Source organism: Prevotella disiens, assembly GCF_900454955.1.
Lineage (GTDB): Bacteria > Bacteroidota > Bacteroidia > Bacteroidales > Bacteroidaceae > Prevotella > Prevotella disiens.
The window spans coordinates 2,232,328-2,257,724 of sequence record NZ_UGTL01000001.1; the positions used below are offsets into that span (position 1 = coordinate 2,232,328).

16 protein-coding genes are annotated in these 25,397 nt (G+C 38.1%); 12 read left to right on the forward strand and 4 right to left on the reverse strand.

Annotation, left to right across the window (positions count from 1 at the left end):
• Positions 1–35: 35 nt before the first annotated feature.
• Both DYI03_RS09830 and DYI03_RS09835 read right to left on the reverse strand, forming a co-directional pair.
• Positions 36–2,837, reverse strand: a complete 2,802-nt coding sequence (locus DYI03_RS09830) for a TonB-dependent receptor (protein ID WP_021670012.1) — start codon at positions 2,835–2,837, stop codon at positions 36–38.
• A 154-nt stretch (positions 2,838–2,991) separates the two neighbouring features.
• On the reverse strand, positions 2,992–4,236 hold the full coding sequence (locus DYI03_RS09835; RefSeq protein WP_244916341.1) for a phosphatase PAP2 family protein: 1,245 nt from the start codon (positions 4,234–4,236) through the stop codon (positions 2,992–2,994).
• 924 nt (positions 4,237–5,160) lie between these two features.
• Between DYI03_RS09835 and DYI03_RS09840 the strand changes: the two genes are divergently transcribed.
• Together DYI03_RS09840 and DYI03_RS09845 are read left to right on the forward strand one after the other, a co-directional pair.
• Complete coding sequence (locus DYI03_RS09840) at positions 5,161–7,326, forward strand: helix-turn-helix domain-containing protein (protein WP_021670010.1); 2,166 nt, start codon at positions 5,161–5,163, stop codon at positions 7,324–7,326.
• 632 nt (positions 7,327–7,958) lie between these two features.
• The gene (locus DYI03_RS09845) at positions 7,959–10,148 is read left to right on the forward strand and encodes a glutamine synthetase III family protein (RefSeq protein WP_025064494.1); all 2,190 of its coding nucleotides are present in this window, start codon (positions 7,959–7,961) and stop codon (positions 10,146–10,148) included.
• Positions 10,149–10,338: 190 nt separating this feature from the next.
• Here DYI03_RS09845 and DYI03_RS09850 read toward each other — a convergent pair whose 3' ends face one another.
• Positions 10,339–11,331 carry a GNAT family N-acetyltransferase gene (locus tag DYI03_RS09850; RefSeq protein WP_004355211.1) on the reverse strand — a complete coding sequence of 331 codons (993 nt, stop codon included), beginning with the start codon at positions 11,329–11,331 and terminating at the stop codon, positions 10,339–10,341.
• Between the two features lie 36 nt (positions 11,332–11,367).
• Complete coding sequence (locus DYI03_RS09855) at positions 11,368–12,183, reverse strand: hypothetical protein (RefSeq protein WP_004355412.1); 816 nt, start codon at positions 12,181–12,183, stop codon at positions 11,368–11,370.
• 676 nt (positions 12,184–12,859) lie between these two features.
• On the opposite strand from DYI03_RS09855, the gene mraZ reads away from it, so the two are divergent.
• The 10 genes from mraZ to murC all read left to right on the forward strand — a co-directional run bounded on the left by mraZ (position 12,860) and on the right by murC (position 25,397).
• A complete protein-coding gene (mraZ, locus tag DYI03_RS09860) occupies positions 12,860–13,336 on the forward strand; it encodes a division/cell wall cluster transcriptional repressor MraZ (RefSeq protein WP_025064493.1) in 477 nt (158 codons plus the stop codon).
• A 1-nt stretch (position 13,337) separates the two neighbouring features.
• Positions 13,338–14,270 carry a 16S rRNA (cytosine(1402)-N(4))-methyltransferase RsmH gene (gene rsmH / locus DYI03_RS09865; RefSeq protein ID WP_021670004.1) on the forward strand — a complete coding sequence of 311 codons (933 nt, stop codon included), beginning with the start codon at positions 13,338–13,340 and terminating at the stop codon, positions 14,268–14,270.
• Positions 14,271–14,924 carry an FtsL-like putative cell division protein gene (locus tag DYI03_RS09870; protein WP_004355415.1) on the forward strand — a complete coding sequence of 218 codons (654 nt, stop codon included), beginning with the start codon at positions 14,271–14,273 and terminating at the stop codon, positions 14,922–14,924.
• A 4-nt stretch (positions 14,925–14,928) separates the two neighbouring features.
• On the forward strand, positions 14,929–17,082 hold the full coding sequence (locus DYI03_RS09875; protein WP_021670003.1) for a penicillin-binding protein: 2,154 nt from the start codon (positions 14,929–14,931) through the stop codon (positions 17,080–17,082).
• A gap of 52 nt (positions 17,083–17,134) precedes the next feature.
• Positions 17,135–18,595, forward strand: a complete 1,461-nt coding sequence (locus DYI03_RS09880; RefSeq protein WP_021670002.1) for a UDP-N-acetylmuramoyl-L-alanyl-D-glutamate--2,6-diaminopimelate ligase — start codon at positions 17,135–17,137, stop codon at positions 18,593–18,595.
• A 25-nt stretch (positions 18,596–18,620) separates the two neighbouring features.
• Positions 18,621–19,892, forward strand: coding sequence for a phospho-N-acetylmuramoyl-pentapeptide-transferase (locus DYI03_RS09885; RefSeq protein WP_021670001.1), 1,272 nt, complete (start codon positions 18,621–18,623; stop codon positions 19,890–19,892).
• 73 nt (positions 19,893–19,965) lie between these two features.
• Entirely contained in the window at positions 19,966–21,297 is a 1,332-nt protein-coding gene (gene murD / locus DYI03_RS09890) for a UDP-N-acetylmuramoyl-L-alanine--D-glutamate ligase (protein ID WP_021670000.1), read from the forward strand.
• Between the two features lie 59 nt (positions 21,298–21,356).
• The gene (locus DYI03_RS09895; RefSeq protein WP_021669999.1) at positions 21,357–22,619 is read left to right on the forward strand and encodes an FtsW/RodA/SpoVE family cell cycle protein; all 1,263 of its coding nucleotides are present in this window, start codon (positions 21,357–21,359) and stop codon (positions 22,617–22,619) included.
• Positions 22,620–22,871: 252 nt separating this feature from the next.
• Positions 22,872–23,981, forward strand: coding sequence for an undecaprenyldiphospho-muramoylpentapeptide beta-N-acetylglucosaminyltransferase (gene murG / locus DYI03_RS09900; RefSeq protein ID WP_021669998.1), 1,110 nt, complete (start codon positions 22,872–22,874; stop codon positions 23,979–23,981).
• A 36-nt stretch (positions 23,982–24,017) separates the two neighbouring features.
• The gene (gene murC, locus DYI03_RS09905; RefSeq protein WP_021669997.1) at positions 24,018–25,397 is read left to right on the forward strand and encodes a UDP-N-acetylmuramate--L-alanine ligase; all 1,380 of its coding nucleotides are present in this window, start codon (positions 24,018–24,020) and stop codon (positions 25,395–25,397) included.

Sequence of the window (25,397 nt, forward strand, 5' to 3'; positions counted from 1 at the left end):
ATTTATGAATTTTATTTCCTTTTTTAAGTTTTATCTTAGAAATTATAGATTGCAGAGATACCTATGTTTTGTCCAGGTTGGTATGAACGTGAAACTTCTGTTATCTCTTTATGGTCACCATTTGGATAAGTAACGTTCGCAAATTGTTTGTAATAAACCTTCTCTGCCAACAAATCACGAATGCTTAACTTCACTTCAAAGTGTTCACCAAATTTCTTTGATGCAGTAAGGTCTATCATGTTGCGAGGCATTTCGTAGCTATCAGGAACACGAGAATTTACATCGTTACCTGAAGAAGTGCCTTCGCTGCGTCCCACACCAATGATTCTTTTTCCGATTCTGTTATAAAGCAAAGCAATACTAAGCTGATTTTTTGTATCATTATAAAATATTCCCGTGTTAATTAAGTAAGGAGATTGACCTTGCATTGGACGGTTTTCTTCTTTAGCACCTTTCTCAAAGTTCACTTTACTCTTTATCAATGCTCCATTAAACGACCAACTAAAGTTAGAAAGTCCGATGAAATCAAGTGTCTTTTTAATATCAAGTTCAACTCCAAAGTTATTGGCTGAAAGCGCATTCTTGTAAGAATATATCAAATCAGTACCACCTGCAACCGTATAAGTCCACTCAATAGGAGATTCGAAATTCTTATAAAATGCTGCAAAAGAAATTTGTTCACCTCTGCTTGGGTAATATTCGTAACGTAAATCAACGTTGTTGATATAAGCATTGGTAAGATTTGGATTACCTTGAACATTGGAAGCGAGGTCGAAATCATAGAATACTGATGAAGAAACTTCTCTAAATTCTGGTCGGTTAATACTTCTTCCGTAAGACAATCTCAACTGATGTTTGTCGTTAAACTTATACGTTGCGTTGATAGAAGGGAAGAAATCATTGGTTTTATAGTAAGTACTTACATGACTTATTTCCGTGTCTTTTGTGTTCGAAACCAACTCCATATTGTTGTGTTCGAAGCGAAGACCAGCATAAACGCCTAACTTTCCAAAAGGCAAAGATACCGTAATGTAGCCTGCTCCCAAGGTGTTGTGTCCGTCATAATCATTGCGGAAATGCATTTGTTCTAACAAATGGAGCTTATTCTCACCAAAGTTAGCCTCATCGCTCAGCAAGGTTGGTAAATCCATATATCTGAATCCAGCGGGCATTTCATTGTATGCTACATTCCAATTGTAAATAAATTCGCGCGTTTTATACTTTCTTGTGCGATATTCTCCATAGCCTCCCACTTTCAAAAATGGTTCCCAACCATTAAAATTAAATTGGTGTTTGTAGTTTACTCCTGTTGAAACGATATGCTCATTTAGCTTCGTCCATTCGCGAGAAATATCGTTTCCAGTAGAAAGTCCCATTTTATCAGTTTCAATAGCATCGTCCATCAAGTAACGACGACGGTCTGGTATGCTTCTATTTGCAAAAGCATATCCTACACTCCAATCTAATTTGTCTTCATTCAACAAGTGTTTTCCTGTCAATTGCGTATTAAAAATACTTCTACTACGATAGTACTCTTCAGCAGCATTTTCCTTATTCGACTGTGCATTCACGCCCTCTCGCCAAGTATAACGCTGATTGCCGAGCTGATTAAAGATGTTTTTTAAATGAAATTTGTGATTTCCATTGGCAGATAGATAGGTTAAATTCAACATACCACCTAATCTCACGTTGTGATTAAATTGTTCGTCTTTCGAATGCCTTAGATAATTTTCCTTATCGTTTTGAGCATCGTAAATTCCAAAAAGATTATTTTCCATGTTTCGGTAACTTCGGTACTCGTTGTTATAACTTACCACTGCAATCATACCCAACTTGTTGTCACCAATATGCCACTGATGGTTCCAATTGGCAGAAAACTTAAAGTCGCCTAATGGCTTTTTAGTCCTAACTAACCAATTATTATTAAAACCGTTATTCAAAAGGTCGGTCAAATCGCCTGATAACTTCTTTAATTCCCCATTGATTCCACCTTTTAAACTACGTAAACCACCATCAAATCCTAAAAAATCTGTACTCGAACCTTTGTTACTTTTAAAATCTTGAAAGGCCGATTTTGTATTCCAATTACCACCAAGGCTCAACGAAAACGAGTTTTCTGATGGTATTTCCTTTGTATTAACGATGATAAAGCCGCCACTGTAATCAGCAGGATACTCAGCTGAGGGAGTTTTTACCACTAATAAATTATCAATTTGTGAACTTGGAATAATATCGAACGAGAAAGCGCGTGAGTCTGCTTCCGAACTTGGCACAGCTCCCCCATTTATCCATACGTTATTGTATCTTTGCGATAAGCCACGCACCATTACGAACTTATCTTCTATCAAACTGATTCCTGGAACACGTCTGATAACTTCACCAGCATTGGAATCTTGTGTTTTTGTTATTTCTTGTGCCGAAATGTTACTCATCATAAATGGACTATTCTTTGCCATTTGTACAACCGATGCTTGGGTTGTTTGTCGTCCATTAGCTGTTACCGTAACCCCGACTAACATTTGTTCGTCTTGGTCTAACTCTATATTAAGAACTTGTTTACCTTCTTTTTCTGCTCGTATGCCACTTACTTTTTTGGGTTTATACGACACATATTTAATTACTAATACATAGCTTTGCTCGTTCAAATTGGTGAGCAAAAACTTTCCATCAATATCGGTTACTCCTAAAAGTTTACCCCCTTCCATTTCTATAGTAGCCCCAATCAATGGTTCTTTTGTTTTAGAATCCTTCACCATGCCACAAATCTCTTGTGCCATAGCATTTAAATTTACCAAAAGTAGCGTAGCGATTGCTACTAATTTTTTTTTGCTTTTCATTCCTTATTTATCGAATTTTTATTGACGATGCAAAGGTACGAGAGCAATATTACAGAATCGTTACTATGATTTTATCAAAATCCTACAAAATTATTACATATTTATTACAGATATAAAAATGGTTTGTTTTTCCGTAATAATAAGATTTTATTCATTAAAAGCTAATAAGATATGATGTTCCAATGGCTAAAAAATGCATGTATTCACCACTCTTTTTGCTATTTGGAGGCAGGAGGTCGTAATCAAATAGGACACGAACGGCATAACTTTTACTGGCTTTATAAGTAAGCGAAAGACCTGTGCCTATTCCTATTCTTGAATGAGTACTTGTTTCTATGGATTTTAGGTTGGGGCGATAATGTACAAATTCTGGTAACAAGCGACTTCCCACTAACCAACGATTAGAAAGTGGGTAAGAGAAATAGGCTCCTATGCCCAATTTCAAGGCATCAACTGAATTATCTTCAGTTTTAACATCATTGACAATAATACGCATGCGACTAAGCGAAGTCCTACCCCCAACTCCAAAATAAGGATTTAGGAAGTAAGCGCCCTCAATTCCAACCATGCAGTCTGACGAGGTTTTCAATTTTACTCCTTCAATATCATAGCTACTTAATGGAATGCCCACCGCAAGACTTAAACTAAGAAATGAAGGTTTGCTCATTTTCTCGAATGTTTCTGCCGTTCTTTTGTAATATAAGCCACGATTTTTGAATATCAAATCACCAATATAATAGCCCAATTCTGTTGATAAGATGCCTATTCCAGCACCTGTAATGACATCACTCAACCAATGTTTGTTGTTCGCCATACGCATTGCGCCCGTTGCTATGGCTACACTATAAGCACCAATGCCTATCCACGGACTGCGATGCCCATATTCTTTGGTGAGCATGGTGGCGGTCATGAATGCCGTAGCAGTGTGCCCTGAAGGAAAAGAGCGTTTATTTGAGCCATCGGGGCGTTCTACTTGGGCTGACATTTTCAACGAATTGACTAATCCAGCCATAATAGCTACCGAAAAAGCATCTGACAAAAACATTCGTGTCCAACTGCTTCTGCCCTTTACACCCAACGCTTTCATACCAACCAAGACGGCTGCGGGAGAATATTGAAGGTAGTCGTCTAAATGGTCATGAAACTGTGGCAGATAGGTATTGCGTAGACTTCGGAAATGAGCATCTTGCCCACCAGCCACCATACCAGCTACAAAAAGCGGAGCAGTATAGCTCACTATCCGACCAAAGCGACTATCTGAAATCTTATCTATTTTAAGAGTATCTTTTATTTCAGTGGGAATGGTATCGTTCGCTTGCTTCAAAGTATCGCAAACAATAGGTGAACTTTTCGGTGGAAATTCGCTTTGGTTTAATTCATCTGCATGTATTTCTATCAATGGTACCAACACCAAAGCTATAATTAATAGTAGTTTTCGTAAGCACCTAACTTCTTTCATTATTCAATTTATGGGTTTGTATTTATAAAAGGTGGTTTCTAAAAATTACCTCCGTAATATATGACTTTAAGCCATTTTGTTTCGAATAGTGTACACATTAATATACGATGCAAAAATAAGGATATTTTCCGAACTAACAAGCCAAAGGATAATAAAATAATTTTTTTTTCACAAAGATAAACCAACGACTTTATTTTTCAATATAGCCTGTTTTGAAGCACAAAAGAGCCTATTTTGAAGCTCAAAACAGGCTCTTTCGCATTTCAAAAGGGTTTATACCCTAAAAAAACAACCCCATCTTCGAAAAACGAAAATGGGGTTTTGCTTTCTCAATCCACTATATCTATAAAACTATGAAACTAAGTTCTTATTAATTTTTATTACCTGAAAAATACTTGTAGCAACTACAGCTACCACTAAAATTAATGTCATCATTTCTATTTTCTCCTAAATTTAAATAGAGAACCCTTTGTTCTCCGTCATTCATTATCCTGTTTGTGTGTGCAAAGTTACAACAATTACAATATTTGAAGGCACAGAAAAGAAATGAAACTCCACAAATTGCCGATTTATTGCCATGTGTCAATTCATTTGATTTTTATCAATTACATATGGTAGATTCTAAAAATTACCACCGCAAGAAATATACTTAGGATATGGATTTCGTTTTGTTTTTCTTTGGTTTATTTTTGGTTCAAATCGCCAATTCGTGCAGTTGCATAGCTCGCTATGCGCCCTTACTCATTGACAATTTGCTCACAAAAGGAAAAGCAAATTAAAACAAAGCTAATTTTTAGAACCCACCATATTTGTCCAACTCACTATTTTTTACTAAATTTGTTCGGAAATCATAAAAGAACAATCATGGAAAAGAACGAAGAACTCAGAAACGCATGGGATTTTGTGGAACATACTGGTATCAGTATCTTCCTTACGGGAAAGGCTGGAACAGGTAAAACCACATTTCTTAAAGCAGTTAAGGAGCATAGCACAAAGCGTATTGTTGTGGTAGCACCTACGGGCGTAGCGGCTATCAATGCAGGCGGTGTTACGATTCATTCGTTTTTCCAACTCCCACTATCGCCTTTCATACCCGAAAGTAGAGTAAAATCTAAATTTGATTACGGTAAAGAGAAGCGCAAAATATTTCGCACACTCGACCTTCTCATCATTGACGAAATCAGTATGGTGCGTGCCGATATTCTCGATGCCATAGATTCTGTGTTAAGACGATTTCGTGAACACAACAAACCATTTGGAGGCGTGCAACTTTTAATGATTGGCGACTTGCAACAGCTTACGCCTGTGGTTACAGCAGACGAGGAAGAATTGCTAAAAAAATACTATGAAACACCTTATTTCTTTGGTTCAAGGGCTTTACAGCGCATACAGTACGTTACCATAGAACTCACAAAAGTGTTCCGACAGCAAGACCAAAAGTTCATAGATATTCTCAATCATTTCAGAGAAGGAAAGGTTACGAATGAGGATTTCAAGCTATTAAACTCACGCTATCTTCCTAATTTTAAAGAAGATGAGAACAGTAACTACATCAAACTCACCACGCACAACAGAATAGCTGACAACTATAACAACCAAAAATTAGCACAAATAAAAAATAAAGCCTATACATTCACAGCTGAAACGCAAGGGATATTTCCCGAAACAAACTATCCTGCCGACTATAAGCTAACGCTAAAAGTGGGCGCACAGGTGATGTTCATTCACAACGATAGTCACGGACGATATTATAATGGTAAGATTGGGCGCATAACCTATATTGATGAAAACCAAATATTAGTGCTTTGTCCAAACGAAACTGAAGCTATTGAGGTGGAACAGAACGTTTGGGAAAACACGAAATACACGCTCAACGAGAAGACAAAACAGATTGAAGATGAGGTTGTTGGTGCATTTCGGCAATATCCTTTGCGCTTAGCGTGGGCAATAACCATTCATAAAAGTCAAGGATTAACCTTCGAACACGCTATCATTGATGCACAATTGGCTTTTGCATCAGGACAAACGTATGTGGCATTGAGCCGTTGCCGCACATTGGAAGGGTTGGTATTGGCAACAACTCTAAACCAAAATGCAGTCATCAACGACCAACGTGTGAATCAATATATTGAACAACAAAACGTAAATGCACGGCAAAGTATTGAGAATTTACCTGCTTTGAAAGAAGAATATTTCAGATTTTTGCTTTTAGAAATGTTTAATTTTGCAGATATTTTCAACAACGTGTCAGCTACATTCAGAACCTTAGTTGAATATTTCCACAAGTATCAAAAGACCATTGCGTTACATCGAACCACAATGGACGACATGAAAAAACAAATAATAGCAGTTTCTGAGAAATGGGAAACCCTTGTAAAGAACATGCCTGCAAGTGCTTTGCACGATGAGAAGTTCTTGGAAAGAGTGAAAAATGGCGCCCGTTATTTCCATAGCAACCTAACAGAATTGGTGTCAATGCAATTGGAAAAAGCAAAGGAAGTGGAGGGAAACAACCAAATGGGTATGCAAAAATTGCAAGAAAACATTGCAGAAACAAAACAAACTTACATTGCCAAACGCTTACTATTAGAAGACATGATGGACGAAACCTTTACGACACAAGCCTATTTAAGAAGCAAACAAGAAGCAACATTGATAGCAATAGGCGATGGAAACATAGAAACTAAACGGAAAAAGAGAAAAAAAGAAAAGCCCATAAAGGAAGAAAAAATACCAACTCATGTTGTTTCATACACTTTATTCAGAAGCGGAAAAAGCGTAGAACAAATTGCACAAGAACGAAAACTTGCTATCAGCACCATTAATGGTCATCTATCTAAATATGTAAAAAGTGGAGATTTAAGCATCACAGAATTGGTTGATGAAAAGAAAATAGACCGCATCAAACGTATTGCAAAAGGAGTTGGGAGCGAAAGTGGATTAAAAGCAATCAAAGACTTATGCCCAAGCGATTACACCTACGAGGAAATAAAACTGGTATTGATAGACATCAATAAGGCGAAACAATAAGCATTTTTGCATAAAGAAAGGAAAAATGTAATTTTAACCAATTTCAAAATGAAATGCAAATCGTGCAATAAAGTTTTCAAAGCCCTTTATTATAAGAGAAAAAATATAAAATCAAAGAGGAAATAGAGAACATATTATTAATAAATTGAGCGGTGTTACACATAAATTTTCATAATTCAGTAAAAAAAAGATAGAAATAATTTGTATTCTACATTTTTATCCATACCTTTGTAAAATCAATTCGAAAAGTTTTGATTACAAACAAGACAAAATAGTTATTAGTAAGTTAATAGTCAAACAAATGTAATTGGTAGTTCCTCGTGATGAAGATTTACTAATGAGAATTGAGTCAAGTAATTTTTTGAGTTATTTAGTTAAGTGGCAAAGCCTATGTCTGCGTGAGCAAACATAGGCTCTTTTTTATTGCAAAAATTAAAGCAAAGCAGTCATTAATGAATAAAGAAAAATATAAAATTAATCACTTAGCAAATTATTTACAAATACTTCACAGAAATGACTTATGTCAAATATTTTAAAAAATAAAATATTAAAAACCAATAAAAACACAATATTTTGTTATCAAAAAGTTATATTTGCACATCACAGAAACTAAAATAGGAAAGAAAAAGAATATGGATAACTTAAGATTTGAAGTTGTAAAAGATGCTTTCAGAAAACGTCCTGTAGAAATTACCCCTGCTAACGTGCGACCATCTGAACTTTTTGGAAGGTTAGTCTTTAACCGTGAGAAAATGTACAAATATCTTCCGTCGAATGTTTATGAAAAGATGATGGAAGTAATGGACGGTGGCGAACGCTTAGACCGCTCTATTGCCGACGAAGTTGCGAAAGGAATGAAGCAATGGGCAATGGAAAATGGTGTTACACACTATACCCATTGGTTTCAGCCACTAACGGAAGGAACAGCTGAAAAGCACGATGCCTTTATCGAACCGAATGGGAAAGGCGGCATGATGGAGGAGTTTTCTGGAAAATTATTGGCACAACAAGAACCTGACGCAAGTTCTTTTCCCTCAGGAGGTATCCGTAATACATTCGAAGCGCGAGGCTATTCAGCATGGGACCCAACAAGTCCAGTGTTCATTATAGACGATACGCTTTGTATTCCAACCATTTTTATTTCATATACTGGGGAGGCGCTCGACTACAAAGCACCGCTTTTGCGCTCGCTTAGAGCCGTAAATAATGCTGCAAAGGAGGTGTGTCAATACTTTTATCCTGATGTTAAAAAGGTTCATACCAACTTAGGTTGGGAGCAAGAGTATTTCCTTGTTGACCAAGACCTTTTCTTTGCACGACCAGACCTCATGCTTACAGGGCGTACTTTAATGGGACACGACTCTGCAAAGAACCAACAAATGGACGACCACTACTTCGGAACAATCCCCGAAAGAGTACAAACGTTCATGAAAGACTTAGAGATTCATGCTTTAGAACTCGGCATTCCTGTCAAAACTCGCCACAATGAAGTAGCACCAGGACAATTCGAATTGGCTCCAATCTTTGAGGAATGCAACTTGGCAGTAGACCATAACATGGTATTAATGGCACTGATGAAGAGGGTAGCATCACGGCATGGATTCCGCGTTTTGCTACATGAAAAGCCTTTTGCAGGTATCAATGGCTCGGGCAAACACAATAATTGGAGCCTCGCAACAGATACTGGCGTATTGCTACACAAGAGTGGAAAGACCGCAAAAGATAATCTTCGATTCATTGTTTTCGTGGTGGAAACTTTAATGGGAGTTTACAAACACAACGCACTTTTAAAGGCTTCTGTAATGAGTGCGACGAACGATCATCGCTTAGGAGCGAACGAAGCACCACCCGCAATCATATCTTCGTTCTTGGGAAAGCAATTATCTAACATCTTAGAACACATTGAAAAGGCTGATTTAAAAGATATTTTCACGATAAAAGACAAGCAAGGTGTGGAGCTGGATATTACTGAAATTCCAGAACTTTTCATTGATAATACGGATAGAAACAGAACCTCTCCATTTGCATTTACAGGCAATAGATTTGAATTTCGTGCCGTTGGTTCAGAAGCAAACTGTGCATCTGCACTTATCGTTCTTAACACTGCGGTGGCTGAAGCACTCACAAATTTCAAACAAAGGGTAGATTCTTTGACAGCGAAAGGAACTCCATTAGACAATGCATTGATAGAAATTTTGCGTGAAGACATTAAGATTTCAAAGCCAATACACTTTGATGGCAATGGCTACAGCGACGAATGGAAGCAAGAAGCCGCTAAGCGTGGGCTTGATTGCGAGGCAGTCTGCCCTATTTGTTTCGATGCTTATCTGCGTGAAGACTCTGTAAAAATGTTCGAAAACATGAATGTAATGCACCGCAAAGAGTTAGAAGCACGCAACGAAGTGAAGTGGGAAACCTACACAAAGAAAATCCAAATTGAAGCAAGAGTTATGGGTGATTTGGCGATGAACCATATCATTCCCGTTGTAACACATTATCAAAGTAGGTTGGCAAAGAACATTAATTCGATGATAAAGATATTCGGACAAGAAGAAGCCAAGAAACTTACAGCACGCAATGTAAAGATTGTGAAAGAAATAGCCGAACGTATGCAAGCGATAGAAATGGGAGTTGACGAGTTGATTGAGGCTCGAAAAATTGCCAATAAGATAGAAAATCAGCGAGAGAAAGCCATTGCTTATCACGACAACATTGCTGTAAAAATGGAAGAAATACGTTATGAGATTGATAAACTTGAGTTGATTGTGAGCGATGATATGTGGACATTGCCTAAATATCGTGAACTCTTGTTCATCAGATAACAAACGCTTGTTCGTCAGATAGTTTATTTTTTTTCATCAGACAATAAGCTTTTGGCATAGAGGTCAATCTTTTGTTCATCAGATAGAGTTGTAAAAAGGTCTAAAATCTATAAAAAGCAGGGCGAAATAGGTGTTTCGTCCTGCTTTTTATGGTATTTCCATTTTGCATGAATTATCTTTTCCGTTTGATTTATTTTTCTTTATAAATCAAATTATTAGCTCCACTGGTGAGATGAAGCGCTTCTGGGTGTTGCATAACAAAGCTTTCTATGTGGCGAAGACGCTTCTCTTCAAAAATTTCATCTACTGCAATAAGGATTCCAGTTTCCTCAACTTCGCCAAATCCACAATTAATACCTGTTCCAAAGAGTTTCATTGTAGGCGAAAGATTCATATAAGCATTGACCAATGGAGGAATATTGTAACCTAATTTTCGTATTTCTCGGTTCAATATTTTATAGTTTTCTTTGAAATTTGGGGCATTAAATAGCGGTTCAAACTCTGTTGAAGGAGTATCTATCTTTAATGGTTTAATTGGTAGAATGAGGTCTTCATTATCGTTAAAGAATTTCTTCAAGAAATAAAGAATCATATCTCTGCCTCGACGAATATAAGATGGATACATTGTTACCTTGCCAAAGAAGTATTTACAATTAGGGTTTAGCACAGTAAGTGCGCCCAATCCGTCCCAAAGATTATCCAAAGCAAAAATACTTTTAGAGTTGGCACGAGCATTTTGGTAAGCTAATGACACAAAAGAACGACCTAATTCTACCGTGTAAGGTGCATATTCTTTGAGAAATTTGTCAGAGAAATGAAACATATGACTGGTTGCAAGGATAGGTTGCCCGTCCTTTCCGAACTGCCAATCTCCACCAAAGATATATCGATAGCCGCCTATAACCTCTTCGTTATCAGGATTCCAAACTATCAATTGTTTGCAGCAATTGTGCATAAGGTCAAACTCATCAATATCTTTTGCCTTGCCTGTTCCGCCACCAGCTGTTCGAAAAGCTTCTTCACGCAATCGTCCAACTTCGTCCATAAGGTGCGGAGCTTCGTCAGCCGAGAATACATAAATTTCATTATGACTCTTGTTGGTTACTCTCAACAATCTGTTGGGAGTAAGCTCACTCTTTAAAAGTTCCTTACTTATGGGTTGGATAATTTCTTCTTCCTTCATATTCTTGCTTTATATCGCACGCTTTCCATTTACTTTTTAAAGCTCATACACTTTATTTTGCACAAAATTCGCCCACTCTATTGGTGTTTTGCTTTTATCAAAAGTTTGCCAAGGAATAGGTTTTCCAAAACTTATTTTAAACTTTTTCCCAACATTTTTATACATTTCATCAACCAAAAAGAACATGGCTATGTTCACTTTTTTGATGTATTTGTCGCTAAAATGTGCAATTTTATAGAATCGTTCCGAGTTCTGTCCACTAAAATGTATCGGCACAACATCACGCTTATACTCAACACTTTTAGTTATAAAAGTCTTTGTCCAAGGCAAGTCGCGAATGACACCATTTATTTTTCTACTATTCAAACCTGCTGGAAACATGAGCATGTGATTATCGCTGCTAAATCCAGCCTCAACCATTCGTGGGAAATCACGACTTTGTTTTCCTGTTTTATTAATACCAATGCTTACAGGTTTCAGCCCTGGCAAATTTAAAAGTAAATCGTTCACCAAATAACGAAATCTACCATCATAATGTTTACCTATGATTGAGCCAAGCGCAACGCCATCTTGCCCCCCTAAGGGGTGGTTGGATACAAAGGTGTAAAGTTTCCCATCGTTTTTGTCAGGAAGGTTTTCTAATCCCTCTATCTCAATCGTCATTTGAAGATATTTCACACATTCTGTAAGCCATTCTGTCCCCGTCTTATCACGGCTTTCCCAAAGGAATCTATTAACCTCATCTTCATGGATAATTTTCTTTACCCAATTCACCACAAAATTAGGAACATATTTTGCTTTTGAACCCATTTTATCTTGCAATATTTTCTCGATGTCGATTGTTTTCTCCATTGGTGCTATGTGCTTTTTATTCGCTTTGAGCTCTTAAACGCATGCAAATATAACAAAACCTTTTGAATTATTCAAAAATTTTACAAAAAAAGATGTGATTTTACACGATTTTCATATACAAAATCTTCGAAGAATATTGCAGGAAATATAGAACAATGCAAGAAACAAAGGTTTTTGATTTTTTATTCGCTGCGCACGCTCAATTTTCATTGATTTTTATGCTCAGCAAACACGTTTTATTTGCTCACGACAAATCTGCTAAAAATCAAGCCTTACTCATTTGAAACTTAAAACCTATTGTTTTGAGCTCCAAAAGTGCCTATTTTTCATTCTAAAACAATAGGTTTACTTTTTGGGCGATACTTTCTCTCGAAAATTTTAGCGAAAAAGAAGGAGAATTTTAACGCCACAATTGCACCAAATTTCACGAAAATAAAGCGTTGCGCATAAGGTTTCATAAATTTTCAGCTTTATCCTGACCACATTTACTGATAAACAAATGATTACAAAGATTATCCTTCTGATTCTATCTATCAAGTAAGGATTGATTTAAGTAATACTTTAACGTTAAATAACTTAAAAAAACGAAGTTCAAACAAATAATGTGGAGTAAAGGGGTGAAATGTGGGGAATTTTGTTTAACTTTGAACCGAAATTCCAATATAAAGAAGTACACATGAGATTTTTAGGTAGTATAGAAGCCAAAACAGATGCAAAAGGACGCGCTTTCTTGCCATCGATTTTCCGCAAGGTGTTGAACACCTCTGGCGAAGAATCGTTGATTATGAAGAAAGACGTTTTCCAACCTTGTTTGGTGATATACCCTGAATCGGTTTGGAACACAATGCTCGATAATCTTCGCAGCCGTTTGAATCGTTGGAACAGCCGCGACCAAATGATTTATCGCCAATTTGTGTCTGATGTTGAGTTCGTTACGTTAGACGGAAACGGACGATTTCTTATTCCAAAACGGTACCTCAAAATGGCAAATATCAACCAACAAATAAAATTTATTGGTATGGACGATTGCATTGAAATATGGAATAATGACAACGAAAGTGTCTTCCTTGAACCAGAAGATTTTAGCCAATCGTTGGAAGAAATAATGGGCGCATCGTTTGAATCGAGCACTTCGACTGACGCTATCCGATAATATGATAAAAACAGCAGAAACATATCATGTACCCGTTTTACTAAAAGAGAGTATTGACGGGCTGAACATAAATCCCGATGGCGTCTATGTTGATGTTACTTTTGGCGGGGGTGGTCATAGCAAAGAGATTCTTTCACATTTGAGCAAGAAAGGTCATCTTTATAGTTTTGACCAAGATGCTGATGCGGAGCAAAACATAAAAGGGATAAACAACATTGAAAAATTAGAAAACTTCACGTTTGTACGTTCCAACTTCAGATATTTGAAAAATTGGTTGCGCTATTATGGCGTTGAACAAATAGACGGACTTTTAGGCGACCTCGGTGTTAGCAGCCACCATTTCGACGATGAAGAGCGTGGATTTTCCTTCCGCTTCGATGCTCCGCTGGATATGCGCATGAACAAACGAGCGGGCAAAACTGCGGCTGATATTCTTTTGCAATACGAGGAAGAAGATTTGGCAAATATGTTCTACCTCTATGGCGAACTTAAAAACTCACGAAAAATAGCTGCGGCAATTGGAAATAGTAGAAAAACAAAGCCCATCTTAACAACAAAAGATTTTCAATCTGTTGTAGAACCCTTGTTTAAGCGCGAAAGAGAGAAAAAAGAAATGGCTAAACTCTTCCAAGCATTGCGCATAGAGGTAAATCAAGAAATGGCAGCTCTCAAGGAAATGCTCATCGGAGCAAGTGAAGTATTAAAGCCAAACGGACGACTTTCTGTGATAACCTACCACTCATTGGAGGACAGAATCGTTAAGAACATAATGAAAACTGGCAATATTGAGGGAAAAGTTGAACAGGATTTCTTTGGAAAAATCAACTCGCCTTTCAAGCTCATCAATAATAAAGTGATTGTGCCAAGCCAAAGTGAACAGGAAGAAAACCCACGCAGCAGAAGTGCAAAACTCAGAATAGCCGAAAAAATATAAATGAACGATAAGCTTACAGATAACAATGAAACTCAGGAAGTGGTTGCAAAGCCCATTTTCAGAATAAAAGAACGACAAGAAGAGGTTGCCAAGACAGATGTAATTGTTGGGCAATCCATTGATTCTGTGGCAAACGATGGCAACGAAATAGACCTTGAAATTGAAGAAAAAGTCAATGTAAAATCGCAAAACGGCACAAAATCTGTTGCAAAAGAAGAAAGCAACGATAACAATGCAGCCCAAGAGAATTTTGAAAAAATAACTGCGGAAGAGAAAGCACTGAAGAATGCAATAGAAGAACAAGCCCGAGAAGACGAGCAACCACAGTCGAACAACTTTACTTTAAAGAAGATTATCGGTGGAGACATCTTCTCTGCACAACTTTTCAGAAACAATATTTGGCTGATACTTATCGTGGTGTTTTTCACCATTATATATATATCAAATCGATACAGCGTTCAAAAAGACCTTATTGAAATTGATAAATTAGAAAATAAACTTTCGGACACGAAATATAGAGCGCTCTCAAGTAGTAGCCAACTGACTGAAAAATCGAGAGAAAGCCACGTCTTAGAATTGTTAAAAACAAAAAAAGACAGTGTGTTAAAAATGTCATCACGTCCACCATTTATTATTAACGTACCAACAAAATAATAATATGAGCAAATTTAATAACAAAAAAGTACTCCCACGTTATGTCATAATAGCAAGCTTTATGACTCTCGTAGCCCTTGCTGTACTTGGCAAATCTGCCTATATCATGTTGGTACAAAAAGACTATTGGTTGGAAGTAGCTTCAAAACAAAAGAACGATAGCCTTCCTATCCGACCTACTCGTGGTAATATTCTGAGTGCTAACGGCGAATTAATGGCAAGTTCATTACCCGAATTTAAGATTTACATGGACTTTGTTACACTCAAAGAAACTGGTAAAGATACGGCTTTTGTGGATAGTATTGACTACATCTGCAAAGGATTGGGAGAGATTTTTCCAGAAAAAACAGTTGGAGAATTTAAAGAATACCTCTTAAAAGGCTTGAAAGAACAACGCCGCCACTATCCAATTTGGAAATATCGCATTGATTATAATACATATAAAGACGTTAAAAAATTACCTATTTTCAAGTTAAACAAGAATAAAGGTGGTTTCCATGTTGAAGAATTTAATGCACGTCGACGCCCATTTGGCTCGTTAGCACAACGCACTGTGGGCGACCTTTATGGTGCTAAAGATATAGCACGCTGCGGATTAGAAATGTCGTTCGATTCCATTTTGCGTGGTACAAATGGTGTGGAAAACCGCAGAAAGGTTAGAAATAAGTTCCTCAGCATTACCGAAACGCCTCCTATTGACGGCTCGGATATTGTTACAACTATTGATGTCAGCATGCAAGACTTAGCCGAAAGAGCTTTGTTAGAGGAATTACAAGAAATCAATGGTAACGTTGGAGTAGCCATTGTAATGGAAGTTGCGACTGGAGATGTTAAAGCAATTGTCAATTTAGATAAGTGTGAAGACGGTCAATACCGAGAAATTAAGAACCATGCTGTAAGCGATTTGCTTGAACCAGGGTCTGTTTTCAAGACTGCTTCCATGATGGTAGCGTTAGATGAAGGTGTCGTTGATACCATGTACACCATTGAAACAGGCGGTGGCGTATGGAATATGTATGGGCGAGATATGAAAGACCACAACTGGCGCCGCGGAGGTTATGGCACATTAACATTGCCTTGGTGCTTGAAATATAGTTCTAACATCGGTGTTAGTAGGATTGTGGACAATTTTTACCACAAAAATCCAGAGAAATTTGTACAAGGAATTTATAATTTAGGCTTGGCTGATGATTTTCAAATTCCTATCACTGGTTATTCGCCAGCCAAAATTCGTATGCCAAAAAAGAATAGCCGAGGACAATATACCAATTGGAGTGCAACAGCATTGCCATGGATGAGTATTGGATATGAGTCGCAAGTGCCACCAATTTCAACTCTTTCGTTCTACAATGCAATAGCAAATGGTGGAAAAATGATGCGTCCTCGCTTTGTAAAAAAGGTGATAAAAGATGGTGTTGTATTGGCAGAATATCCTCCAATTGTACAGCGTGAGCAAATTGCAAAGGAAAGTACCATTGCTCAAATGCAGCGCATTCTTACTGAAGTTGTATCGGAAGGATTGGGCAAAAAAGCAGGTTCTGACAAATTTTTGGTTGCAGGAAAGACGGGTACAGCACAGATGTCGAAAGGTGCAGTGGGCTATAAAAATGGTGTAACAGACTATCTTTTGAGTTTTGCGGGATTCTTCCCAGCCGACAAACCACGTTATAGTTGTATCGTTTGTATCCAAAAATCTGGTCTTCCAGCCTCTGGTGGTGGCATGAGTGGTGTTGTTTTCCACCATATAGCAGAAGGGATTATGGCGCAAAACCTAAAACTATCGGTTACAGATGCCAAAGATTCCACCGCTTCATTGCTACCTATTCCCAAGCGAGGTAACCTTTTAGCAGCCGATTATGTACTTTCATTCCTCGGTTTCAATGTTCAAAATGGTTTCAATGGGGATTACCCATTCGGCAACCATATTTGGGGAGCTGTCGAAGTAGAGAATAATAAGATAACATTTAATAAGAAAGAAAAAATAAACAAATCGGTTGTACCCGATATTCATGGTATGGGAGCGCGCGATGCCGTATTTCTCATGGAAAGCAGAGGTATAAAAGTAATTCTATCAGGGCGTGGTAAAGCCGTTGAACAGTCGTTAGCACCAGGCGATAGAATAAAGAAAGGCATGATTTGCAAAATCCGATTTGCATAATTTTCGATCGTTTTAGAGTTCAAAAAGGGAAATATATAGAGAGAAGCAAGATATGAAATTAAACGAATTGCTTAAAAATGTAAAGCCAATACAGATTGTTGGCGATACAGAAAAAAACATTATTGGTATCAATATTGATAGCCGAAAAATAGAAAAAGACCATCTTTTTGTTGCTATAAAAGGCACTCAAACCGATGGTCATAAATACATTGACAAGGCAATAGAATTGGGTGCTTGCGCTATTTTGGTAGAAGATATGCCAGAAAAGCTTAGCGAAAACATTACCTACATACAAGTGAAATCGACCGAAGAGGCTGTTGGCAAGGTGGCAACAACATTTTATGGCGACCCATCACACAAATTAAAACTTGTCGGAGTTACAGGAACAAACGGCAAAACGACTGTCGCTACATTGCTGTACAATATGTTTCGCAAGTTTGGACATAAGGTTGGACTCCTTTCAACCGTTTGTAATTACATTGACGACAAAGCAGTTCCAGCAAGCCACACTACCCCAGACCCAATAGAATTGAACATTTTATTGGCTAAAATGGTGGAAGAAGGTTGCGAATATGCTTTCATGGAATGTTCAAGCCATGCTATTCATCAACACCGTATTGGTGGTTTAAAGTTTGCAGGTGGTTTGTTTACCAACTTGACACGCGACCATTTAGACTATCATAAGACATTTGAAAACTACAGAAATGCCAAAAAAATGTTCTTTGACGACTTAGGTAAAGACGCATTTGCAATTACTAATGCCGACGATAAGAACGGTATGATAATGGTTCAGAATTGCAAAGCCACTGTGAAAACATATTCAACGAAACGTCCAGCCGACTTTAAAGCGCATCTTTTAGAATGCCATTTCGAAGGAATGTACTTGGAAGTTGATGGAAAAGAGGTGGGTGTACAATTCATTGGTAAGTTTAACGTCAGCAATTTGTTAGCAGTTTATGGTGCAGCAGTTATGCTTGGCAAAAAGCCAGAAGATATTTTAGTGGCATTGAGTGCTTTGAAGAACGTGAATGGACGATTAGAACCAATCACTTCTTTAGATGGTATTACAGCGATTATCGATTATGCTCACACACCAGATGCACTCGAAAATGTACTATTAGCTATCCATGAAGTGTTGGAAGGCAAAGGTGGTCATATCATTACTGTATGCGGTGCAGGTGGAAATCGTGATAAAGGCAAGCGTCCTTTAATGGCTCTTGAGGCAGTAAAGAAAAGCGATAACGTCATTCTTACAAGCGATAACCCACGCAATGAAGACCCTCAAGCTATCATTAACGATATGTTAGAAGGTTTGGACAATACCCAAAAGAAGAAAGTTTTGACCATCGTTAATCGCAAAGAGGCGATTCGTGCAGCTTGCATGATGGCACATAAAGGCGATGTGGTATTGATTGCAGGCAAAGGACATGAAACTTATCAAGAAATAAATGGAGTAAAACATCACTTTGATGACCATGAAGTGGTGCGCGAAATATTTGGTTTGAACGAATAAGAACCCATCAAAATAAGAAAACATTATGTTATATTACATTTTCCGATGGCTCGACCAATTTGGTATTAGTGGCTCACATTTGTGGGGTTACATTAGTTTCCGTGCCATCATGGCAATGATTTTAGCACTGATAATCTCTGCTTGGTTCGGAGAAAAATTCATCAAATACCTCAAGAAGAAGCAGATAACAGAGGTTCAGCGCGATGCAAGTATAGACCCATTTGGGGTTAATAAGATTGGAGTACCTTCGATGGGCGGTATCATTATTATTGTTGCCTTACTCATTCCTGTTATTCTGCTGGGGCGTTTGCGTAATATTTACCTCATTCTCATGATTATTACCACGATTTGGTTGGGCTTTTTAGGGGGTATGGACGACTTCATTAAAATCTTCAAACACAACAAAGAAGGACTGAAAGGCAAGTATAAAATTATTGGACAGTTCACCATTGGCTTGATAGTAGGTTTGGTTTTGTGGGCTTCACCCGATGTAAAATCAAATATTAACCTACAAATGAAGAGCGAGAATGGTAAGGAAATTGTTGTAAAACATGGTGAAGAGGCTGAAAAAACCCTCAAAACCACCATTCCTTTCATTAAAAATCACAACTTAGATTATTCGGAAATAATGTCCTTTATGGGCGAATATAAAACCGCAGCAGGCTGGATTTTATTTGTCATCATGACTATTTTTGTGGTTACAGCCGTATCGAATGGAGCAAATTTAAATGACGGAATGGACGGAATGTGTGCTGGAAATTCCGCCATAATTGGTGTGGCATTAGGCATTTTAGCCTATGTCAGTAGCCACTTTGAATATGCCGCCTACCTGAATATCATGTATATTCCAGGTTCTGAGGAGTTGGTTGTCTTCTTTATGGCATTCATTGGTGCGTTGATAGGTTTCCTTTGGTACAACGCTTTCCCTGCCCAAGTGTTCATGGGCGATACTGGAAGTTTAACCATCGGAGGTATTATTGGCGTTGGTGCTATCATTATTCACAAAGAATTGCTATTGCCTATACTCTGTGGAATATTCTTTGTCGAAAGTTTAAGTGTTATTTTACAAGTTTATTACTTCAAGTTAGGCAAGCGAAGAGGAGTGAAACAGCGCATTTTCAAGCGTACTCCAATTCACGATAACTTCAGAACGCAGGATTCACAGCTCGACCCTGAATGTAAATATCTCATTACTAAGCCTCATTCCGCAGTGCATGAGAGCAAAATTACGATTCGTTTCTGGATTGTAACCATCATTTTGGCAGCATTAACTATCATTACATTAAAGATAAGATAAAGTAAGAACTGAAAAGTTCGGCAACATATAGCGAGGTGAAACCTTGCACGACGACGAAAAAAGAACGACGAAAATGAAAAGAATAGTAGTATTAGGAGCAGGTGAAAGCGGTGCTGGAGCTGCCGTTTTAGCTAAAACAAAAGGCTTTGAAGTTTTTGTTTCAGATATGTCATCTATCAAAGACAAATACAAAAAACTGCTGAACGACCATGCTATAGAATGGGAGGAAGGACAGCATACAGAGGAAAAAATTCTCAATGCTGACGAAATCATCAAGAGTCCTGGTATTCCTAAGGAAGCACCGATGGTGAAAAAGCTTATTGAAAAGGGCATTCACATCATTAGCGAAATAGAATTTGCTGGTCGATACACTAATTCTAAAATGGTTTGTATCACGGGAAGTAATGGCAAAACGACGACCACAAGTCTCATCTACCATATTTTCAAAAATGCAGGCTATGATGTTGGTTTGGCAGGCAATATTGGTAAGAGTTTAGCTTTGCAGATTGCCGAAGAGCCACACGAATATTATGTGATAGAATTGAGCAGTTTCCAATTGGACGACATGTACGATTTCCGTGCCAACATTGCCATTCTTCTCAATATTACACCCGACCATTTGGACCGTTACGACTTCCAATTTGAGAAATATGCTGATGCAAAAATGCGTATTATCCAGAATCAAACCAAAGAAGATAGCTTCATTTATTGGAACGACGACCCTGTTATCAAAAAGGAATTAGAGAAGTTTGATGTAAAAGCTGTGCAATATCCTTTCTCAGAACTAAAAGAAAAAGGCAGTATTGGCTACATTGAAGAAGGTCAATACATCTTGGAAACACCTACCCCATTCAATATGGAACAGGAGGATTTATCGCTAACGGGCAAACACAATATATACAATTCATTGGCAGCAGGTTTGGCTTCGAATATCAGTGGTATTACAAAAGAAAATATCCGTAAGAGTTTGAGCGATTTTCCTGGCGTAGAACACCGATTGGAAAAGGTTTGCAAGGTTGCTGGTGTGCAATATATCAACGATTCAAAGGCTACCAATGTAGACGCTTGTTGGTATGCTTTGGAAAGTATGCGCACCCCAACAATCCTCATTATTGGCGGAAAAGATAAAGGAAACGATTACACTCCTATCAAGGAACTTGTCAAAGAGAAGTGCGTAGGCTTGGTTTACCTTGGTGCTGATAACAAAAAATTACACGAAAACTTTGATGAATTGGGCATACCTGTACGCGATACTCATTCGATGAAAGAGTGCATGGACGCCTGCTACGAAATGGCAAAGTCGGGCGATACCGTCTTGCTTAGTCCTTGTTGTGCAAGTTTCGATTTGTTCAAAAACATGGAAGACCGTGGCGAACAGTTCAAAACATTGGCACGCGCATTATAAAAAGTAATATAAAATAAAGAGAAAAGCAACCCAAAACATAAAAGACGAGAGGAAAAAAGATGACGCTAAAGTCCTTTAACAATATATTCAAAGGCGACAAAGTAATTTGGATGATATTCTTTTTGCTTTGCATGATAAGCATAATTGAGGTTTATTCGGCTTCAAGTTCCTTATCATATACGGGAGGAAACTATTGGGCTCCTCTGATAAAACACGGCGTAACTATTTTCATTGGCTTTGTGGTTTTAATTTTTATCATGAACATTAAGTGTCGTTACTTCAAATTAATGACACCTTTTGCATTGTTTTTGTCTTTCTGTATGCTCTTATTACTGCCTTTCTTAGGTTCTGAAACAAATGGCGCAAGCCGTTGGGTTTCTTTTATGGGGCTACAATTTCAACCTTCCGAATTTGCGAAAGCAGCTGTTATTTTAGCTGTTGCTCAAATACTTAGCGCCATGCAAACAGAATATGGGGCTGACAAAAAAGCGTTCAAATACATCATCATTTTATCCTTTTTCATGATAGTACCTATGGGATTGGAAAACCTTTCTACGGCAATGTTGGCTTTCTTGACAGTGCTTTTAATGATGATTGTCGGGCGCGTTCCGATGAAACAAATTGGAAAACTATTGGGTGTGATAACCATAGCTGTTGTGTTTGTGATTGTCCTTGTCATGGCTGTTGGTAAAGACAAAACACCTGAGAGTAACAAACAAAATCTTACAGAACAAGCAGCCGAAGAAACCCAAGAAGACAACTCACTGATTGGAAAAGTATTCCACCGTGCCGACACATGGAAAGCACGTATCAATCGTTTTACAGACGATAAATACATAGCACCAAAGGATTTCGACCTTGACAAAGATGCTCAAATCGGACACGCACGCATTGCTATTGCTACTTCCAATGTAGTTGGAAAAGGACCTGGCAACTCTAACGAACGCGATTTCCTTTCACAAGCATTCTCCGATTTCATCTATGCCATTATCATAGAGGAAATGGGAATTGAAGGCGCAGCATTCGTGGCTTTACTTTACATCGTATTGCTTTTCCGAACTGGCAAGATTGTCAATAGGTGCGAAAACTCGTTCCCTGCCTTTCTCGCAATGGGTATAGCCTTTTTATTGGTTACACAAGCCTTGTTCAACATGGCAGTAGCCGTGGGGTTAGCCCCTGTTACGGGGCAGCCGCTTCCATTTATCAGTAAGGGAGGAACCTCCACCATCATCAACTGCATGTACGTTGGTATGCTTTTGAGTATTAGTCGATTTGCTCAAAAACGCAAGAAAGAAAAACAGGCAGTGGTTGAAGAAGTATAAAAGAATACGCTTAAAAAAACAAAACAGCCTATTTTAAGACTCAAAACAATAGGTTTTAACGTTCAAAACAATAGGTTTTTTATTTTGAACTCCGCAAGGGAAAAACGAATACCCAAATTCCTCCGATTGAAAGGTAGAAGTATTTCTTTTGCGAAAGATTGCAAGGGTGGTATTATTTTCACATTTTTAATACGCCGATTTTATAGCAAACCAAAAAAAATGATTAACTTTGTAAGTTAATAATAAGATATTATGAACGAAGAGTTAAGAATCATAATAAGCGGAGGCGGAACAGGTGGACACATCTTTCCTGCTGTATCCATTGCAAACGCAATAAAAGCAAAACACCCAGAAGCAAAAATATTATTCGTAGGGGCAGAAGGCAGAATGGAAATGCAACGCATTCCAGCTGCTGGGTACGACATTAAAGGTCTTCCTATCAAAGGTTTCAATCGTGCCAATCTATTGAAAAACGTTAGTGTCTTGATGAAACTTTGGAAAAGTTTACGCATGGCACGCACGATAATTAAAGATTTCAAACCACAAGTAGCCGTCGGTGTTGGTGGCTATGCCAGTGGTGCAACCCTATACGAATGCTCTCGAATGGGCATTCCTTGCTTGATACAAGAGCAAAACTCATACGCTGGTGTTACAAACAAATTGCTTTCAAAAAGAGCAAAGAAGATTTGTGTCGCCTACGAAGGTATGGAGAGATTTTTCCCTGCCGATAGAATCATCATGACAGGAAACCCTGTGCGACAAAACGTATTGGACACACCGCTAACAGAGGAAGAAGCTCGTAAATCGTTTGGCTTAAATCCTACCAAGAAAACAATCTTGCTCGTAGGAGGTAGTCTTGGCGCACGCACTATCAATCGTGCTGTGTTGGAACATCTTAACTTGGTAGAAGGCAGCAATGTTCAATTTATTTGGCAGACTGGTAAATATTACCACCAATCCATTCTCGATGAAATGAAAGGAAAGAATATTCCTAACCTCAAAATAATGGATTTTATCAGTGATATGGGAGCAGCTTACAAGGCAGCCAATTTGGTTATCAGTCGTGCGGGAGCAAGTTCTATCAGCGAGTTCCAACTCATTGGGAAGCCTGTTATCTTAGTGCCAAGTCCAAATGTGGCAGAAGACCACCAAACAAAGAATGCTATGGCATTGGTAAACAAGAATGCTGCACTCTTTGTGAAAGATATTGAAGCTCCCGATACGCTTTTGGAAATGGCGATAAGAACCGTTTCTGACAACGAAAAGTTGAACGAACTGAGCGAAAATGTTAAGAAAATGGGCTTGCAAAACTCGGCTGAAGTAATAGCAGACGAGGTAATGAAACTCATAAATAAAAAATAAAATCGGGCGAAAACGCCTCTATGATATAAGAAAAGAATGGAATTTAAAGACATTAAAGCAGTTTATTTTGTTGGAGTTGGAGGGATCGGTATGAGTGCCATTGCTCGTTATTTCCGTCAAAAAGGACTTATTGTAGCTGGTTACGACAAAACTCCATCGGCTTTAACACGCCAATTGGAAAAGGAAGGCATCAGTGTACATTACGAAGAAAATGTTGATTTAATTCCAACAGCATGTAAAAATGCAAACGAAACCTTGGTGGTTTTCACGCCAGCCATACCAAATTCGCACAAAGAATTGGCTTTCTTCCGTGAAAATGGTTTTGAAATTGAAAAGCGTGCGCAAGTATTAGGACGCTTAACAACAACACATAAAGGACTTTGTTTTGCAGGAACACATGGCAAAACAAGTACTTCCACGATGTGCGCCCATATCATGCACCAAAGCCATTTGGACTGTAATGCGTTCTTGGGAGGCATTTCAAAGAATTATGGAACGAATTATATCCTCTCAGATAGTAGCGATTACGTTGTCATTGAGGCTGATGAATTTGACCGTTCGTTCCATTGGTTGCGCCCATACATGAGCGTTATCACTTCGACCGACCCTGACCACTTGGATATTTATGGCACAAAGGAGGCTTATTTGGAAAGCTTTCGCCATTATACAGAGCTGATTCAAAAGGGAGGAACATTAGTTATTCACACCGATTTGGAGATGAAACCAAATGTTCAAGGGGGTGTAAAGGTTTATGAATATAGCCGTGAGAAAGGCGATTTCCATGCTGAAAATATTAGAATAAAGAACGGAACTATCGTTTTTGACATGGTTTCGCCTATCGAAAATATAAACGATATAGAATTGGGACAACCTATTCCAATCAATATTGAAAATGGAATTGCTGCCATGGCATTGGCACAATTGAGTGGTTGTACGTCAGATGAACTCCGCAAAGGTATGAAATCATACGCGGGAGTAGACCGCCGATTCGACTTTAAGATAATGAACGACCAACATGTTTTATTGTCTGACTATGCTCACCACCCAAAAGAAATTCTCCAAAGTGCGAAAAGTTTAAAGGAAATCTATCCCGATAGAAAGATAACAGTGATTTTTCAACCTCATCTTTATTCTCGTACTAACGACTTTTACATGGACTTTGCCAAAGCGTTAAGCCATTTCGATGAAGTTGTTTTAACGGAGATTTATCCTGCAAGAGAGGAGCCTATCCCAGGCGTAACATCAGCTCTTATTTACGATAACCTCGATGAAGGTGTCGAAAAACAAATGATAGAAAAGGACAATGTAGTAGCCTTTGCCAAAGAAAGAAACTTCGATGTACTCGTAGTGTTGGGTGCTGGCAACTTGGACAACTATATGAGCGAACTTGAAAAGGTGATAAAAGACAAGGAATAA

Bases quoted from the DNA above. Each gene is read 5' to 3' on its own strand.
- DYI03_RS09830 (WP_021670012.1), bottom strand. From the start codon at position 2,837: ATGAAAAGCAAAAAAAAATTAGTAGCAATCGCTACGCTACTTTTGGTA.
- DYI03_RS09840 (WP_021670010.1), top strand. From the start codon at position 5,161: ATGGAAAAGAACGAAGAACTCAGAAACGCATGGGATTTTGTGGAACAT.
- DYI03_RS09845 (WP_025064494.1), top strand. From the start codon at position 7,959: ATGGATAACTTAAGATTTGAAGTTGTAAAAGATGCTTTCAGAAAACGT.
- DYI03_RS09850 (WP_004355211.1), bottom strand. From the start codon at position 11,331: ATGAAGGAAGAAGAAATTATCCAACCCATAAGTAAGGAACTTTTAAAG.
- DYI03_RS09855 (WP_004355412.1), bottom strand. From the start codon at position 12,183: ATGGAGAAAACAATCGACATCGAGAAAATATTGCAAGATAAAATGGGT.
- mraZ (WP_025064493.1), top strand. From the start codon at position 12,860: ATGAGATTTTTAGGTAGTATAGAAGCCAAAACAGATGCAAAAGGACGC.
- rsmH (WP_021670004.1), top strand. From the start codon at position 13,338: ATGATAAAAACAGCAGAAACATATCATGTACCCGTTTTACTAAAAGAG.
- DYI03_RS09870 (WP_004355415.1), top strand. From the start codon at position 14,271: ATGAACGATAAGCTTACAGATAACAATGAAACTCAGGAAGTGGTTGCA.
- DYI03_RS09875 (WP_021670003.1), top strand. From the start codon at position 14,929: ATGAGCAAATTTAATAACAAAAAAGTACTCCCACGTTATGTCATAATA.
- DYI03_RS09880 (WP_021670002.1), top strand. From the start codon at position 17,135: ATGAAATTAAACGAATTGCTTAAAAATGTAAAGCCAATACAGATTGTT.
- DYI03_RS09885 (WP_021670001.1), top strand. From the start codon at position 18,621: ATGTTATATTACATTTTCCGATGGCTCGACCAATTTGGTATTAGTGGC.
- murD (WP_021670000.1), top strand. From the start codon at position 19,966: ATGAAAAGAATAGTAGTATTAGGAGCAGGTGAAAGCGGTGCTGGAGCT.
- DYI03_RS09895 (WP_021669999.1), top strand. From the start codon at position 21,357: ATGACGCTAAAGTCCTTTAACAATATATTCAAAGGCGACAAAGTAATT.
- murG (WP_021669998.1), top strand. From the start codon at position 22,872: ATGAACGAAGAGTTAAGAATCATAATAAGCGGAGGCGGAACAGGTGGA.
- murC (WP_021669997.1), top strand. From the start codon at position 24,018: ATGGAATTTAAAGACATTAAAGCAGTTTATTTTGTTGGAGTTGGAGGG.